At 42.6% G+C, this 16,928-nt stretch carries 13 protein-coding genes, 1 tRNA gene and 1 pseudogene; all 15 read right to left on the bottom strand.

Translation table 11 applies throughout. The features are described from left to right. A partial coding sequence (locus Q7V32_RS04035) for a GTP-binding protein (RefSeq protein WP_304895698.1) occupies positions 1 to 141 on the bottom strand: 141 nt, incomplete at its 3' end. Positions 142 to 166: 25 nt separating this feature from the next. Further along, positions 167 to 2,263: an elongation factor G gene (gene fusA / locus Q7V32_RS04030; protein WP_304895697.1), complete on the bottom strand. Its 2,097-nt coding sequence runs from the start codon at positions 2,261 to 2,263 to the stop codon at positions 167 to 169. Positions 2,264 to 2,285: 22 nt separating this feature from the next. Beyond that, complete coding sequence (gene rpsG / locus Q7V32_RS04025; RefSeq protein WP_304895696.1) at positions 2,286 to 2,756, bottom strand: 30S ribosomal protein S7; 471 nt, start codon at positions 2,754 to 2,756, stop codon at positions 2,286 to 2,288. 18 nt (positions 2,757 to 2,774) lie between these two features. After that, on the bottom strand, positions 2,775 to 3,149 hold the full coding sequence (gene rpsL / locus Q7V32_RS04020) for a 30S ribosomal protein S12 (RefSeq protein WP_159658992.1): 375 nt from the start codon (positions 3,147 to 3,149) through the stop codon (positions 2,775 to 2,777). Between the two features lie 175 nt (positions 3,150 to 3,324). Continuing rightward, positions 3,325 to 7,542, bottom strand: a complete 4,218-nt coding sequence (gene rpoC, locus Q7V32_RS04015; RefSeq protein WP_304895695.1) for a DNA-directed RNA polymerase subunit beta' — start codon at positions 7,540 to 7,542, stop codon at positions 3,325 to 3,327. 70 nt (positions 7,543 to 7,612) lie between these two features. Beyond that, positions 7,613 to 11,689 (bottom strand): DNA-directed RNA polymerase subunit beta, encoded by a 4,077-nt coding sequence (gene rpoB / locus Q7V32_RS04010; RefSeq protein ID WP_304895694.1) that lies wholly within the window; start codon positions 11,687 to 11,689, stop codon positions 7,613 to 7,615. A gap of 128 nt (positions 11,690 to 11,817) precedes the next feature. Then, complete coding sequence (gene rplL, locus Q7V32_RS04005; RefSeq protein ID WP_159658994.1) at positions 11,818 to 12,186, bottom strand: 50S ribosomal protein L7/L12; 369 nt, start codon at positions 12,184 to 12,186, stop codon at positions 11,818 to 11,820. A gap of 44 nt (positions 12,187 to 12,230) precedes the next feature. After that, positions 12,231 to 12,725, bottom strand: coding sequence for a 50S ribosomal protein L10 (rplJ, locus tag Q7V32_RS04000; RefSeq protein ID WP_159658995.1), 495 nt, complete (start codon positions 12,723 to 12,725; stop codon positions 12,231 to 12,233). A gap of 195 nt (positions 12,726 to 12,920) precedes the next feature. Continuing rightward, positions 12,921 to 13,613, bottom strand: coding sequence for a 50S ribosomal protein L1 (gene rplA, locus Q7V32_RS03995; protein WP_304895693.1), 693 nt, complete (start codon positions 13,611 to 13,613; stop codon positions 12,921 to 12,923). After that, the gene (rplK, locus tag Q7V32_RS03990) at positions 13,613 to 14,044 is read right to left on the bottom strand and encodes a 50S ribosomal protein L11 (protein WP_304895692.1); all 432 of its coding nucleotides are present in this window, start codon (positions 14,042 to 14,044) and stop codon (positions 13,613 to 13,615) included. Before rplK ends, rplA begins: the two co-directional genes overlap by 1 nt. A gap of 94 nt (positions 14,045 to 14,138) precedes the next feature. Continuing rightward, positions 14,139 to 14,672 (bottom strand): transcription termination/antitermination protein NusG, encoded by a 534-nt coding sequence (nusG, locus tag Q7V32_RS03985; RefSeq protein WP_304895691.1) that lies wholly within the window; start codon positions 14,670 to 14,672, stop codon positions 14,139 to 14,141. A 3-nt stretch (positions 14,673 to 14,675) separates the two neighbouring features. Then, on the bottom strand, positions 14,676 to 15,056 hold the full coding sequence (secE, locus tag Q7V32_RS03980; protein ID WP_304895690.1) for a preprotein translocase subunit SecE: 381 nt from the start codon (positions 15,054 to 15,056) through the stop codon (positions 14,676 to 14,678). Positions 15,057 to 15,096: 40 nt separating this feature from the next. After that, positions 15,097 to 15,172: transfer RNA gene (locus tag Q7V32_RS03975), tRNA-Trp, on the bottom strand. A gap of 55 nt (positions 15,173 to 15,227) precedes the next feature. After that, positions 15,228 to 16,418 carry an elongation factor Tu gene (gene tuf, locus Q7V32_RS03970; RefSeq protein WP_304895689.1) on the bottom strand — a complete coding sequence of 397 codons (1,191 nt, stop codon included), beginning with the start codon at positions 16,416 to 16,418 and terminating at the stop codon, positions 15,228 to 15,230. 24 nt (positions 16,419 to 16,442) lie between these two features. After that, positions 16,443 to 16,928: pseudogene (fusA, locus tag Q7V32_RS03965) on the bottom strand (elongation factor G); the annotation flags it as partial.

The raw sequence follows: 16,928 nt of genomic DNA, 5'->3' as shown, positions 1-16,928 counted from the left end.
GTAGGCTTTGAAGGTGCCTCCACGCAAATCCGCCATGACTTTCGTCAATGCCGCTGTTAAGGTCGTTTTACCATGATCAACGTGACCAATGGTGCCTACGTTTACATGGGGTTTTTTACGTTCAAATTTTTCTTTGGACATGAGTCAATACCTGTGTTTTATTTCACTATGAAACTTTTTTTATAATTGCTTCTGCAACGTTTGCTGGTGCTTCTGCGTATCTTTCAAATTGCATACTATATGTTGCACGCCCCTGTGTTGCAGAACGCAAATCAGTCGCATAACCAAACATTTCCGCTAACGGCACTTCGCACGTTATTTGTTTTCCTGATGGCGTATCATCCATTCCGTGAATTAAACCTCGCCTTCTATTGATATCACCGACTACATCTCCCATGTAATCCTCCGGCGTCATCACTTCAACTTTCATAATCGGCTCTAGTAATACCGGATTAGCTTTTTTCGCGCCTTCTTTGAACCCAATTGAACCTGCAATTCTGAAAGCCATCTCACTTGAGTCGACATCATGATAAGAGCCATCAGTTAAGCTAACTTTGACATCAACCATCGGATAGCCGGCTAAAACTCCATTTTGCAATTGCTCTTGTATACCTTTGTCAACTGCTGGTATGTATTCCTTAGGAACAACACCACCCACAACTTCATTGACAAATTCATATCCTGTACCTTGTTCTTTTGGTTCTATTCGTAACCAAACATGTCCATATTGGCCTTTACCGCCAGACTGCCTTATAAATTTCCCTTCTTGTTCAACCGACTTCCTGATCGTCTCCCTATAAGCTACCTGTGGAGCGCCTACATTAGCCTCTACTCCGAATTCCCTTTTCATCCTGTCGACTATAATCTCAAGATGTAGCTCACCCATCCCGGCAATGATTATTTGCCCGGACTCTGAATCTGTATGAACCCTAAAAGAAGGATCTTCTTGGGCAAGCTTACTTAAAGCTACACCCATTTTTTCCTGATCTGCTTTTGTTCTTGGCTCCACAGCAACAGAAATAACCGGCTCAGGAAAATCCATTTTCTCCAAAAGGATAATTGACTTTAGATCACATAATGTGTCACCGGTAGTCACATCTTTTAACCCAATAGCAGCAGCAATATCGCCAGCTTGAACTTGCTTTATCTCTTCCCTGGAGTTTGCATGCATTTGAACTAGCCGTCCTATGCGTTCTTTTTTCATTTTTGTAGCGTTATAAACTGCATCACCTGAGTTTAATACACCCGAGTAAACTCTAAAGAAGGTCAATGTACCTACAAAAGGATCTGTCGCAATTTTAAAAGCTAGAGCAGCAAATGGTTCCGTATCTTCTGCATTTCTTACTTCTTCTGCCTCTCCGTCATCCACCAAACCACTTATTGGCTTTACATCTATGGGGGAGGGCATGTATTCAATTACTGCATCCAGCATGGCTTGAACACCCTTATTTTTAAAAGCAGAACCACATAAAGTAGGCACCACTTCATTTCTAAGAGTTCTTTCTCTTAAGCCGAACCTGATTTGCTCATCATCTAACGTTCCTTCGTTTAAATACTTGTCCATTAACTCATCGTTCGCTTCAGCAGCAGATTCGACCAGATGATCGCGCCATTCTCTGCAAAGGCTTTCCATTGCCTCCGGTATCTCTTTTTCCTTAAACTCGACACCTTTGGTTGAATCATCCCAGTAGATTGCCTTCATCTTAATAAGATCGACAATTCCTTCGAATTTCTCCTCAGAACCAATAGGCAACTGTATCGGCACTGCTTTGCTACCTAAACGATCCTTAATCTGCTTAACTACACGAAGAAAGTCAGCTCCCGATCTATCCATTTTATTGATGAAAGCTAACCGTGGAACGTGATATTTATTCGCTTGTCGCCAAACTGTTTCCGATTGCGGCTCTACTCCACCAACAGCGCAAAAAACCGCACAGGCACCATCCAGGACTCTTAAAGATCTTTCTACTTCTATTGTGAAATCAACATGTCCCGGTGTATCTATAATATTGATACGATGTACTTGGAACTGTTTGGACATCCCACTCCAGAAGCAGGTGGTTGCAGCAGAAGTGATGGTTATACCTCTTTCCTGCTCTTGCGCCATCCAGTCCATAGTTGCCGCACCATCGTGCACTTCACCAATCTTGTGTGAAACACCCGTATAAAAAAGAATTCGCTCGGTTGTTGTTGTCTTTCCGGCATCTATATGAGCCATTATTCCGATATTACGATAACGGCTAATAGGGGTTAATCGAGACACCGGCGAACCTTATTTTATTTCATTACCAACGATAGTGTGAGAATGCCTTGTTAGCATCAGCCATTCTATGAGTTTCTTCTCTCTTTTTTGCTGCAGCGCCTCTATTTTCAAAAGCATCCAGCAATTCACCTGCTAATTTTGCAGGCATATTCTTTTCGTTTCTTTTTCTTGCGGCATCTATCAACCATCTCATGGCTAAAGCCGATCGACGCGAAGAACGTACTTCAACAGGAACTTGGTATGTAGCACCACCAACGCGTCTGGATTTAACCTCAACGCGAGGTTGAACATTCTCCAAAGCTTTTGTTAATACTTCCAGGGGTTCTGCATGCCCTTTTGACTCAATGACATCCAATGCACCATAAACAATGCTTTCTGCCACGGATTTTTTGCCGCTCACCATAACCATATTCATAAACTTAGAAAGCATAACGCTGCTAAATTTAGGATCTGGTATGACATCTCTTTTTGCTGCAACTCTTCTTCTAGACATTCAATTCACCAACCGACATTAGGCTTTAGGTCTCTTTGTTCCATATTTAGAACGACCACATTTTCTATTTTTTACACCTGAAGTATCCAGGCTACCACGCACTACGTGATAACGCACACCAGGCAAGTCCTTTACTCGACCACCCCTTATCAGGACAACCGAATGCTCTTGAAGATTATGCCCTTCACCGCCGATATAGCTACTTACTTCAGATCCGTTTGTGAGCCGTACCCGTGCAACTTTCCGCAATGCGGAATTTGGCTTCTTAGGCGTAGTAGTATATACCCTCGTACATACACCTCTTCTTTGCGGACACGCCTCTAATGCCGGCACATTGCTTTTTTCTATTTTTCTAGCACGCGGCTTACGAACCAATTGGTTGATCGTGGCCATAACTTTGACACTCCAATATTTAATTTATCTGTTTAGCAATAAAAATAACCGCTGAGCATAAATCCATGCGCAGCGGTCATGATGCTTAAACCTGATTTATCATGTTAGCTCATTCGAGCCAATTATAGTAACGCCTAACTTTTATCAGGTCAAGCCAATTTAATAAAAATGCTTTCTATTCAGTATTTAACGCTTGTTTAAGCGCCTCTTCTACCTCATCTGTATCTACTGACGATATTGATTCGTTTTCAATGGAAGGCTCATTTGAAGCAGTTTGTCTTCGCGCATGCCTTAATTCATGATAAGCCAAACCAGTACCAGCCGGGATTAATCGACCTACGATTACATTCTCTTTTAACCCATGCAATCCATCACTCAGACCTCTAACTGCCGCATCGGTCAGTACTCGCGTCGTCTCTTGAAAAGAAGCCGCTGATATGAATGATTCGGTAGCTAACGAAGCCTTTGTTATTCCCAAAAGAATGGGTTCAATCGTTGCCGGAATTTTGCCTTCATTTTCCATCTTTTCATTAACTTCTCTTACTAACGAACGCTCAACCTGATCGCCCTTCAAGAAGTCAGTGTCACCGGAAGACAATATCTCAACTTTTCTAAGCATTTGACGAATAATGGCTTCAATATGCTTATCATTGATTTTTACACCTTGTAATCGATAGACATCCTGTATTTCTTTAACCAAATAGTTGGCAAGCTCTTCAACCCCTCTCAACCTCAGGATGTCATGCGGAGTTAATTCGCCTTCAGCAATCGTTTCACCTTTTTCCACATACTCCCCTTCGAAAACGGTTATATGCCTCCATTTTGGAATCAAAGTTTCAAATTGTTCGCCGGTTGAGTCAGTTATAACAACCCTTTGCTTACCCTTTGTCTCTTTTCCAAACGAAATAGTGCCACTTGTCTCTGCAAGAATAGCCGGATCCTTTGTTTTTCTTGCTTCAAATAAGTCGGCAACGCGAGGAAGGCCCCCAGTAATGTCCCGTGTCTTACTTGATTCTTGAGGGATTCTAGCTAATACATCACCTACCCTGACCTTTTCTCCATCTTTAATACCCGCAATCGCACCTGTTGGTAAAAAATACTGCGCAGGAATATCGGTTCCGGGAATATTAATTGATTCTCCCGACTCAGCTAGTAACTTCACCATTGGCCTTAGTTCTTTACCCGCACTTCCTCTTTGTTTTGGATCAATTACGACTAGAGAACTTAAACCGGTAATTTCATCTGATTGCTGCTGTACGGTTACCCCGTCAACAAAATCATTCAAAATTACAATACCCTCTACTTCTGTAATAACAGGGTGAGTATGCGGGTCCCAGTTTACTATTATTTGCCCGGCATTTACTTTACTACCTTCCTGCACGGACAATACTGAGCCGTAAGGTATTTTGTAACGTTCACGTTCACGTCCATAATCATCGACAACACCAACCTCGCCTGACCGGGATACTGCAACAAGATTGCCTTCTCTATTGGTTACTGTTTTTAAATTGCTCAACTTGACTGTTCCAGCCGATTTAACCTGGACGTTACTTATTGCCGCCGAACGCGATGCTGCACCACCGATATGGAAAGTACGCATAGTTAACTGAGTTCCTGGCTCACCAATTGATTGAGCGGCAATGACACCCACCGCTTCACCGATGTTGACGACATGCCCGCGAGCCAGATCTCGACCATAGCAAGACGCACAGACACCAAAGCGATTTTCACAGGTAATGATTGACCGGACATAAACCTGATCAATACTGTTTTCTTCTAAGACTGACACCCAATGCTCATCAAGCAATGTACCGCCCTTGACCACCACATTTTCGCCGGAGGCATCTTTCACGTCACTAATGATGACTCGACCCAATACTCGCTCTGACAATGGCTCAACAACATCGCCGCCTTCAATGATCGGCATCATCATCAAACCCTGATTTGTACCACAGTCATCTCCAGTAATTACCAGATCCTGTGCCACATCAACCAAACGTCTTGTCAGATAACCTGAGTTTGCAGTTTTTAAAGCCGTATCCGCCAAACCTTTACGAGCACCATGGGTTGATATGAAATATTGAAGTACGTCTAGACCTTCTCGGAAGTTAGCCGTAATTGGTGTCTCAATGATTGACCCATCAGGCTTTGCCATCAAGCCTCGCATCCCTGCCAATTGGCGGATCTGCGCTGCCGAACCTCTAGCTCCGGATTCCGCCATCATGAAAATTGAGTTAAAGGATTTTTGTTTCAGCTTATTTCCATTTGAATCAATAACCTCATCTTCACCCAATCCTTCCATCATCACTTTGGCTACTTGATCATTGGCATGCGACCAAATATCAACAACCTTGTTATATCGCTCACCGTCGGTAACCAGACCTGAGGAATATTGGTTCTGAATTTCATTAACTTCAGCTTCGGCCATTTTAATGATATCGACTTTTTTGGCTGGAATTGCCATATCTTCAATACCAAAAGACACACCTGAAATTGTGGCATATCTGAATCCTAAATACATCAACTGATCAGCCAGTATGACTGTCTCCTTGATACCCAAATGCCGGTAGCAATAATTGATCAACCTGGATATATTCTTTTTAGTCATGTCACAGTTGATTACCGAATAAGGCACTCCTTCCGGGATGATTTCCCATATAAGGCCGCGACCTACGGTTGTATCGACTCTATAAGTCTTTGAAACCGTTTCGCCGTCATCCGATATCAGCTTTTCAGTAATTCTTAAACTAATCTTTGCTTGCAATTCAACAGACTTGCATTCAATGGCTTTATGTATTTCAGCTGTTGAAGCAAAAATACTATTTTCACCCCTCGCATTAATCTTCTCTCTGCTTATGTAATACAAACCAAGAACAACGTCTTGAGAAGGATTAATAATAGGCTCACCATTTGCTGGCGAGAGAATATTATTGGTAGCCATCATCAATGTCCTTGCCTCGAGCTGAGCCTCGATAGACAAAGGAATATGAACCGCCATTTGGTCACCGTCAAAGTCGGCGTTAAATGCGCTACAGACCAGCGGGTGCAACTGAATCGCTTTACCTTCAATCAAGATGGGCTCAAATGCTTGTATACCCAACCGGTGAAGTGTAGGCGCTCTATTCAGGAGAATAGGATGCTCGCGAATAACTTCTTCTAAAATATCCCATACTTCAGTGCCCTCACGCTCCACCATTTTCTTGGCAGCTTTGATGGTTGTTGCCAATCCGCGTAATTGAAGTTTGCTGAAGATAAACGGCTTAAATAATTCCAAAGCCATTTTCTTTGGTAAACCGCACTGATGGAGGCGAAGTGTAGGCCCCACCACAATTACTGAACGGCCAGAATAATCGACCCGTTTACCTAACAGATTTTGCCTGAAGCGCCCTTGTTTACCTTTAATCATGTCTGCCAATGATTTTAAAGGTCTTCTATTGGTTCCGGTTATTGCTCTACCACGACGGCCATTGTCCAATAACGCGTCAACAGATTCCTGCAACATCCGTTTTTCATTTCTGACAATAATGTCAGGCGCATTCAGGTCCAATAATCGGTTAAGCCGGTTATTTCTGTTAATCACTCTACGGTACAAATCATTAAGATCCGAGGTAGCAAAACGCCCGCCGTCCAAAGGCACCAATGGCCTTAATTCTGGAGGAAGTACTGGAAGAACCTGCATGATCATCCATTCAGGATGATTTTTTGAAGCCACTAAGGACTCCATCAGCTTCAATCGTTTTGAATATTTTTTAATTTTTGTTTCAGAATTGGTGCCGAGTATATCTTCACGAAGACGAGTAATCTCCATTTTTAAGTCAATACTCTTTAACAGCTCATAGACAGCTTCTGCACCCATTTTTGCGACAAAATCATCGCCATGATTTTCGACCGCATCTAAATATTCGTCATCGGTCAACAATTGACCTCTATTTAAAGAGGTTGTGCCTGCATCCAGGACAACAAAAGACTCAAAATAAAGAACCCGTTCAATCTCACGCAGCGTCATGTCCAGCAGCAACGCAATTCTTGAGGGCAATGACTTTAGAAACCAGATATGTGCAACGGGGCTTGCAAGTTCTATATGCCCCATTCTTTCTCTGCGCACTTTTGACAGAGTGACTTCTACACCGCATTTTTCACAAATCACGCCGCGATGCTTGAGCCGCTTATACTTGCCGCATAAGCACTCGTAATCACTGACTGGGCCGAATATTTTCGCACAGAACAAACCATCTCTCTCCGGCTTGAACGTACGATAATTTATTGTCTCCGGTTTTTTTACTTCACCGTAAGACCATGAACGGATCATATCGGGAGATGCTAAACCGATTCGTATGGCATCAAAGTCTTCAGTACGACCTTGACGTTTAAGAAAATTCATTAAATCTTTCAAGAGCTAGTCCTCTTTAAATACAATTTAGCAAATGCTAAGAGCAAAAAACTGTAAAGCGAAATGCATACAATTAATCACTCTCTAATTCAATATTGACACCCAGTGAACGTATCTCTTTTATTAATACGTTAAAGGACTCCGGCATACCCGGCTCCATTTTATGATCACCATCTACAATATTTTTGTACATTCGAGTACGACCTGTTACATCATCCGATTTTACCGTCAACATTTCTTGTAACGTATAGGCTGCACCGTATGCTTCCAATGCCCACACCTCCATCTCACCAAACCTTTGCCCGCCAAACTGGGCTTTTCCACCCAATGGCTGCTGAGTAACAAGACTGTAAGGTCCTGTAGAGCGAGCATGCATCTTGTCATCGACCAAGTGATTGAGTTTTAACATGTACATATAGCCTACAGTGACTTCTCTTTCGAAAGGCTCGCCTGTCAAACCATCATAAAGTACCGTCTGACCATGTTCCGGAAGATCGGCTAAACGCAACATTGTTTTAATTTCTTCTTCGGTAGCCCCGTCAAATACAGGACTTGCCATCGGCACACCACCAACAAGATTCTTTGCCAACTCGAGAATTTCAACTTCGTTGAATTCATCCAAGCTTTCTTTTCGTCCGCTGGTGTTATAGATTTTTTCTAAAAATGCTTTGATTTCTGTAGCTTGAGCTTGAGCCTCGAGCATTTTCCCTATTTTCAAGCCCAATCCCTTCGCGCCCCAACCTAAATGTGTCTCAAGTACTTGCCCTACGTTCATCCGGGAAGGTACGCCCAATGGATTTAAAACGATATCAACCGGATTGCCATCAGCTGTATACGGCATGTCTTCTATAGGCCTTATCATTGATATGACCCCTTTATTACCGTGTCTTCCGGCCATTTTATCACCTGGCTGGATACGGCGTTTAACAGCTAAATAGACTTTTACCATCTTTAGAACACCAGGCGCTAAATCATCACCCATGGTGATTTTTTTACGCTTGATTTCAAATTTAGCTTCGAAATCCTTTCTTCTTTGTTCAATTTGCTCGGCAATCGCTTCAAGTTGTAAATTTATATTTTCATCATTTAATTTAAACAACAACCATTGAGACTGTTTCAGTTGGTCAAGAGATTCTTGAGTAATTGTTTCCCCTGAACTTATTTTTCCAGGGCCTGACTCAATCTTTTTACCCACCAGCATTTTTGCAACACGAGAGTAAATGTCCTGTTCTACAATCTTCAGCTGATCGTCCAGATCCTTTCTATAACGTTTAATTTCATTTTCTTCTATTTCTAGCGCGCGTTTATCCTTTTTAACGCCATCTCTAGTGAAAACCTGAACGTCAATGACAGTGCCTTCTACACCATTCGGAACACGCAGGGAAGTATCTTTAACGTCGGCTGCTTTTTCACCGAAAATAGCCCGTAGCAGTTTTTCCTCAGGGGTTAGCTGGGTTTCCCCTTTAGGGGTTACTTTTCCAACTAAAATATCTCCACCCTTAACTTCTGCACCAACATAAACGATGCCTGATTCATCTAGTTTGGATAACGCTTCTTCGCTGACATTAGGAATATCTGCCGTGATTTCCTCAGGATTATGCTTGGTGTCTCTGGCAACACAGGTTTTTTCTTCAATATGAATCGTGGTGAAACGATCTTCCTTAACCACCCGCTCCGAAACCAGAATCGAATCTTCAAAGTTGTATCCGTTCCATGGCATAAACGCCACCAACATATTCTGACCTAAGGCCAGTTCACCCATATCTGTAGATGGGCCATCTGCCAAAATATCACCTTTGTTAATGATGTCGCCCGGTCTTACCAGTGGCTTTTGGTTAATACAGGTGTTTTGATTGGAGCGGGTGTACTTGGTAAGGTTGTAAATATCAACCCCGGGTTCACCCGCCTCTGTTTCTGCATCATTCACGCGGACCACGATTCTTGCCGCATCAACAGCTTCAACGCTACCTCCGCGAGTCGCAACAACGCAAACACCCGAATCCTTCGCAACAGTTCGCTCCATTCCAGTACCGACAAGAGGCTTTTCAGCTCTCAATGTTGGCACAGCCTGACGCTGCATGTTTGATCCCATCAATGCGCGGTTAGCATCATCATGTTCAAGAAAAGGAATAATTGAAGCGGCAACGGAGACAATTTGTTTTGATGATACGTCCATATATTGAACGGTATCAGACATTGCCAATGTAAATTCGTCTTTATACCGACAGGAAACAAGCCCCTCAATCAACTTGCCATTATCATCTACACCAACACTTGCCTGAGCAATAACATATTCGCCTTCTTCTATAGCGGATAAGTAATCGACCTGGTCAGTCACTTTTCCCTCTACGACCTTCCGGTATGGCGTTTCCAGGAAACCATACTCGTTGGTTCTGGCATAAACAGATAACGAGTTGATCAAACCGATATTGGGACCTTCTGGTGTTTCAATAGGGCAAACACGACCATAATGAGTTGTGTGAACGTCTCTAACTTCAAAACCTGCACGCTCTCTGGCCAAACCGCCAGGCCCTAACGCTGATACACGTCGTTTATGCGTCACTTGCGACAATGGATTGTTTTGATCCATGAATTGGGACAATTGACTAGAACCAAAAAATTCTTTGACCGCAGCAGAAACAGGCTTTGCATTGATAATTTCTTGCGGCATCAGTCCTTCTGAATCCGCCAATGTCAATCGTTCCTTAACGGCTCTTTCGACTCGCACCAAACCAACACGGAACTGATTCTCGATCATTTCACCGACGGATCTGACACGTCTATTACCCAAGTGGTCAATATCATCAACAACACCGTTTCCGTTTCTGATGTTGATCAACTCTTTCAGCACATCAATAATGTCTTCTTTGCTTAGAGTGCTGGTTCCAAGAACCTCTTGACGTCCTAAACGTCGATTGAATTTCATTCGCCCTACACTGGACAAATCATATCTTTCCTCAGTAAAGAAAAGATTTTGGAATAGATTTTCTGCCGATTCCTTAGTTGGCGGCTCACCAGGACGCATCATTCGATAGATTTCAACCAAAGCCTCTAGTTGATTATTAGTGGTATCCACTTTCATCGCATTAGAAATATACGGCCCTCTATCCAAATCGTTGACATACAGGGTATTGATTTCCTCAACACCGTTATCAATGATTTTTTGTAATAAATCACCTGTCAATTCGTCATTAACATTTGCAACGATTTCACCCGTTGATTTGTTAATCAAATTATGGCTTAAAATTTTTCCATGAAGATACCCTCTTGGCACCTCAATTTCAGCCATACCAATTTCATTTAACTGACGAATATGCTTGGCCGTAATTCTGCGCCCTTCCTCTATCAGCACTTTGTCATTTAGCTTAAAGTCAAAGGCTGCAATTTCCCCTCTTAAGCGCTCGGGAATAAGATGAAACAGGCATTTATTTTCAGAAAGAGTAAATCGGTTAGTTTCAAAGAAAATCTTTATCATTTCTTCGTTATCGTAACCTAACGCTCTCAGTAAAATCGTAGCGGGTATTTTTCTCCGCCGGTCAATCCGGACGAAGACACAATCTTTGTGATCAAATTCAAAATCAAGCCATGATCCTCTATAAGGGATGACCCTGGCATTAAACAGCAGCTTGCCCGATGAATGGGTTTTACCTTTGTCATGATCAAAAAACACACCGGGCGAGCGATGAAGCTGAGAAACAATGACTCGCTCTGTACCATTAATAACAAACGTTCCGTTGTCTGTCATGAGCGGTAACTCACCCATGTAGACTTCTTGTTCTCTTATATCTTTTACAACTTTTGCATTTGCAGGAGCTTCTTTATCGTAAATAACAAGACGCACTAACACTCGCAAAGGTGCAGCAAATGTAGCTCCCCTTTGTTGGCATTCCCTCACATCAAAAGTTGGCTCGCCTAATCTGTACTTCACATATTCGAGAACTGCATACCCAGAATGGCTTTCAATTGGAAACACGCTTTTAAATGCCGCATGCAAACCAATGCTTAACCTTTTATCTGGGTTCAGACCGGACTGTAAGAAACTGGAATACGAATTAATTTGGGTCGCTAAAAGATAGGGAACTTCAAGTACTTCTGTACTTTTTCCAAAGTTATTACGAATGCGCTTTTTTTCGGTAAAAGAGTAGGCCATATTGCTTCCGTACCTATTTCATCAGGAATTGTTTACTGGGATCATTTGCATGAAGCAGTAAAAGGCCGATGACAAAAATTGTCACCAGCCATATTTAAGGGGTTGTTGCCTTTTTTCAATAATCAATTTTACTTGATTTCGACACTAGCTCCGGCGTCTTCAAGTTCTTTCTTCAATGCGTCGGCATCAGCTTTACTGATACCTTCTTTCAATACAGTAGGAACGCCTTCAACCGCATCTTTGGCTTCTTTTAAGCCCAGGCCGGTGATACTGCGAACCGCTTTAATTGCGCCTACTTTGTTAGCGCCTGCAGCTGTCAGAATTACATCAAATTCAGTTTGTTCTTCAACTACTGCTGCAGCTGCAACAGGAGCGGCCATCGATACTGCTGCCGCTGAAACGCCAAACTTTTCTTCCATTGCAGAAATAAGGTCAACGATTTCCATAACGGACATGTTCGAGACTGCTTCTAAAATATCTTCTTTAGAAATTGCCATTCTTTTTTTCCTCTAATAATAAATTTAATTGGGTAATACAAAGGTTATGCGGCTTCTTTTTGATCTCTGATCTCTGCCAAAGTCCGCGCCAATTTTTCAACTGGTGCTTTCATCACATACATTAACAAGCCGATGCCTTGATCTCTTGTTGGGAGTCTAGCAAGACGCTCTAGCTCAGATCCATCAAAAGCCTGTCCTCCGATCGCTACAATTTTTGTGACAAGTTTATTTTTTGTTTTCGCAAAATCACTTATCAAGCGAGCGGCACTGCCAGGATCTTCCATTGAAAATGCTAATAACAAAGGGCCTACCAATCTACTTTGCATACACTCAAATTCAGTGCCACTGACTGCTCTTTTTGCCAGCGTATTTTTTACTACCCTTACATAAACACCTGTTTCACGGGCTGTTTTACGTAATTCAGTCAACTCGGTGACTGTTAATCCACGGTATTCTGCTGCAACAGCAGAATGGGCTTTTGCGGCATATTCAGCAACTTCTTCTACGACGGCTTTTTTGCCATCCAAATTTAGAGCCACAGTTTACCTCCGGTACACTTTCTGATTTTTTTATCAGAACTAACGAAATGCATCAATATTTTTGATGCCCCTTACGGTCCCTTTAACCTTTTCAGGTTAAGCTCCCGTCTGCGCAGGAAATTAAGTTTATTAAAACACCTGCGGTCTTTGACGGTTGCCGCAATATATCCGGGCAACCCAAAGTTCTAATATTTATTAACTGACAGAGCTCTGGTCAATCCAGATCCCTGGGCCCATAGTGGACGAAATCGTTATTTTTTTCATGTAAACGCCTTTTGCTGCGCTAGGCTTTGCTTTTCTCAAATCTGAAAGTAAGGCTTCCAAATTTTGTTGAATTGCATCCGCCTCAAAGGTCACCTTGCCAATAGTACAATGAATTATTCCGGATTTGTCAGTTCTGTAACGTACTTGTCCAGATTTTGCATTGACAACTGCCGTTGCAACATCGGGTGTTACAGTGCCTACTTTTGGATTAGGCATTAAACCTCTAGGACCTAATATTTGACCTAATTGACCGACGACACGCATTGCATCAGGTGAAGCAATAACTACATCGAAGTTCATAACGCCCTTTTTAACTTGATCAGCCAAATCTTCCATACCAACGATATCAGCGCCTGCCTGTAAAGCTGCATCCGCATTTGCACCTTGAGCAAAAACGGCCACACGCACAGTCTTGCCAGTTCCATTAGGCAGAACTGTAGCCCCTCTTACATTTTGATCTGACTTTCTTGGATCCACGCCCAAATTAACACTGACGTCTATTGATTCAACAAATTTATTTGTAGTTAATTCTTTCAGTAATCCTACCGCTTCACTAACTGTGTATTGCTTTGCTCTGTCAATTTTTGATTTAATTAACTTTGCTTTTTTAGATTGCTTAGACATTACAAACCCTCCACATTAAGTCCCATACTGCGAGCAGTTCCCGCTACTGTTTTGACTGCTGCATCTAGGCTGGCAGCATTTAAATCGGGCATTTTTGTCTTGGCAATTTCTTCCAATTGCTCTTTAGTAACAGTACCGACTTTGACTTTATTGGGTGTTCCACTTCCACCTTTTATGCCTGCTGCTTTCATTAACAGAATGGCTGCCGGCGGAGTCTTTGTAATAAACGTAAAGCTTCTATCACTATAAACGGTGATAACAACAGGTGTAGGAAGGCCTTTTTCTAAATCTTGAGTTTTTGCATTGAATGCCTTGCAAAACTCCATAATATTCACGCCATGCTGACCCAATGCTGGTCCAACTGGTGGGCTTGGATTAGCCTCGCCTGCTTTTACCTGTAGTTTGATATATGCATTAATTTTTTTTGCCATTTTTCTCTCCAGTGCGGGTCATAACGCTTTGCAGCTCCCCAATTAAAAAAATCTCGAGCGCGTGAACGCACGAGATTTTATTTTTTCAGCCTGCTTATATTTTCTCTACCTGATTGAAGTCTAATTCAACCGGTGTAGATCTTCCAAATATCAGGACTGATATTCTTAATCTGTTTTTTTCGTAATTGACTTCTTCAATCGTTCCGTTGAAGTCTTTAAATGGTCCGTCATTTACCCTGATAACTTCACCAGCTTCAAAGAGTATCTTTGGACGCGGCTTATTGACGCCTTCTTCAACTCTGTTAAGGATTGCCATTGCTTCTTTATCGGATATAGGAGCAGGTCTATCAGAGGTCCCTCCAATAAAACCAAGCACTCTAGGCACGTCCCTTACCATATGCCAAGTTTCATCCGTCAGTTCCATTTGAACCAAGACATATCCTGGAAAAAACTTTCTTTCGCTTTTTCTTTGCTGCCCCATCTTCATCTCAACTATTTCCTCAGTTGGAACAAGGATCTTGCCGAAATAGTCACCTAAACCATCTCTTTTAATTCTTTCTTCTAGGGCTTCCTTTACTTTGTTTTCAAAGTTGGAGTAAGCATGAACAACATACCATCTCAAAGCCATTGACTAGACTCCTTGCCCAGTCAAAAGACGTATACCCGAAAACAAAAACATGTCAAGGACCCACAAAATAAGTCCAACTATGAAGACCATTGCGAAAACAAGGAGTGTTGTTCTTATTGTTTCTTGTCTGTTAGGCCAAACTACTTTTCTTACTTCTTGTTTGGACTCCAACATAAATGCCCAAACATTTTTTCCGATTGCTGTAGTTAGCATTAACCCTAATGCCAACATCACTACCAGGACTAAACCTAGTACACGGTAGAGCAAAGGGAAGCTTGAGAAATAATAAAAAGCCGCCAAACCTGCAATCACAAACACAAGGGACGCTACTTGCTTTACAACATCGCCCATCGAGGATGTGTTTGGTTCAACTTGTGTATTCATTATTATATTCAGTTGTTTATATTTTTTATTTTCTTCTGCCTGGCAGGCCAGGAGGGAATCGAACCCCCAACCTACGGTTTTGGAGACCGTCGCTCTGCCAATTGAGCTACTGGCCTAACATATGCTCCCATTCGGTTGAGCACCCATGTGCTCAACCATAAGCATTACATACTATTCGACGATTTTAGCAACGACACCAGCACCAACAGTGCGGCCGCCTTCACGAATAGCAAAACGTAAACCTTCTTCCATCGCAATCGGATTGATTAAGGTTACGTCCATCTTAACGTTATCACCAGGCATGACCATTTCAATACCTGCTGGTAATTCACATGCACCAGTTACGTCGGTAGTACGGAAATAAAACTGTGGACGGTAACCATTGAAAAATGGTGTATGACGACCACCTTCGTCTTTCGACAAAATGTACACTTCCGCTTCAAACTTGGTGTGTGGCTTGATTGTGCCTGGGTGCGCCAGTACTTGACCACGGTCAACGTCTTCACGTTTAGTACCACGTAACAACACACCAACGTTATCGCCTGCTTGACCTTGGTCAAGTAATTTGCGGAACATTTCAACACCTGTACAGGTGGTTTTTTGGGTGTCTTTGATACCAACGATTTCTAACTCGTCGCCAACTTTAACAATACCGCGCTCTACACGACCGGTTACAACGGTACCACGACCAGAGATAGAGAAGACGTCTTCGATAGGCATTAAGAATGCACCATCAATGGCACGTTTCGGCTCTGGGAAGTAGGTATCCATTGCTTCTGCTAAGCGGTGAATTGAAGGTGCACCAATTTCGCTGGTGTCGCCTTCTAATGCTTTCAACGCTGAGCCAACAATGATCGGGGTATCATCACCTGGGAAATCATATTTGTCCAATAACTCACGGACTTCCATTTCAACCAGCTCAATCAATTCAGCATCATCAACCATGTCTGCTTTGTTCAAGTAAACAATGATGTATGGTACGCCAACCTGACGTGATAACAGAATGTGTTCACGGGTTTGGGGCATCGGACCGTCAGCAGCGTTAACCACCAAAATCGCGCCGTCCATTTGCGCTGCACCTGTGATCATGTTTTTAACATAGTCAGCATGGCCTGGGCAGTCTACGTGGGCGTAGTGGCGATTAGGTGTTTCGTACTCAACGTGCGCTGTCGCAATGGTGATGCCGCGCTCTCTTTCTTCCGGTGCGTTATCAATATCCGCGTAATCTTTGAATTCACCACCTGATGCTTCGGCCATTACTTTCGTAATCGCTGCAGTCAGGGTAGTTTTTCCATGGTCAACGTGACCAATGGTGCCCACGTTTACGTGGGGTTTTGTACGTTCAAATTTTGCCTTGGACATCTATCTACCTCGTTCAACTATGTTTTATTTCGTTTTGTTAATGATTGCTTCAGCGACATTTCCAGGAATTTCACTGTACTTCGCAAACTCCATTGAGTACGTAGCACGACCTTGTGTAGCTGAGCGTAAATCTGTTGCGTAACCGAACATTTCTGCTAATGGCACTTCTGCCTTTATAATTTTTCCACTTGGTGCATCATCCATCCCATTCACCAAGCCGCGACGGCGATTCAAATCACCCATCACATCTCCCATATAATCTTCGGGAGTCACTACTTCAATTTTCATAATCGGCTCTAGAAGTGAAGGTGACGCTTCAAGCGCACCATTTCTGAAAGCCATTGATCCGGCAACTTTAAAAGCCATTTCATTTGAATCGACATCATGGTAAGAACCGTCAAACAAAGTTACTTTGACATCTTCCACAGGGTAGCCGGCTATTACACCATTTTTCATCTGCTCTTGTATACCTTTATCTACAGATGAAATGTATTCTTTTGGAACTGTTCC

The organism is Methylicorpusculum sp., assembly GCF_030651835.1.
Classification (GTDB): domain Bacteria; phylum Pseudomonadota; class Gammaproteobacteria; order Methylococcales; family Methylomonadaceae; genus Methylicorpusculum.
This window is presented reverse-complemented; position numbering and strand designations above follow the sequence as displayed.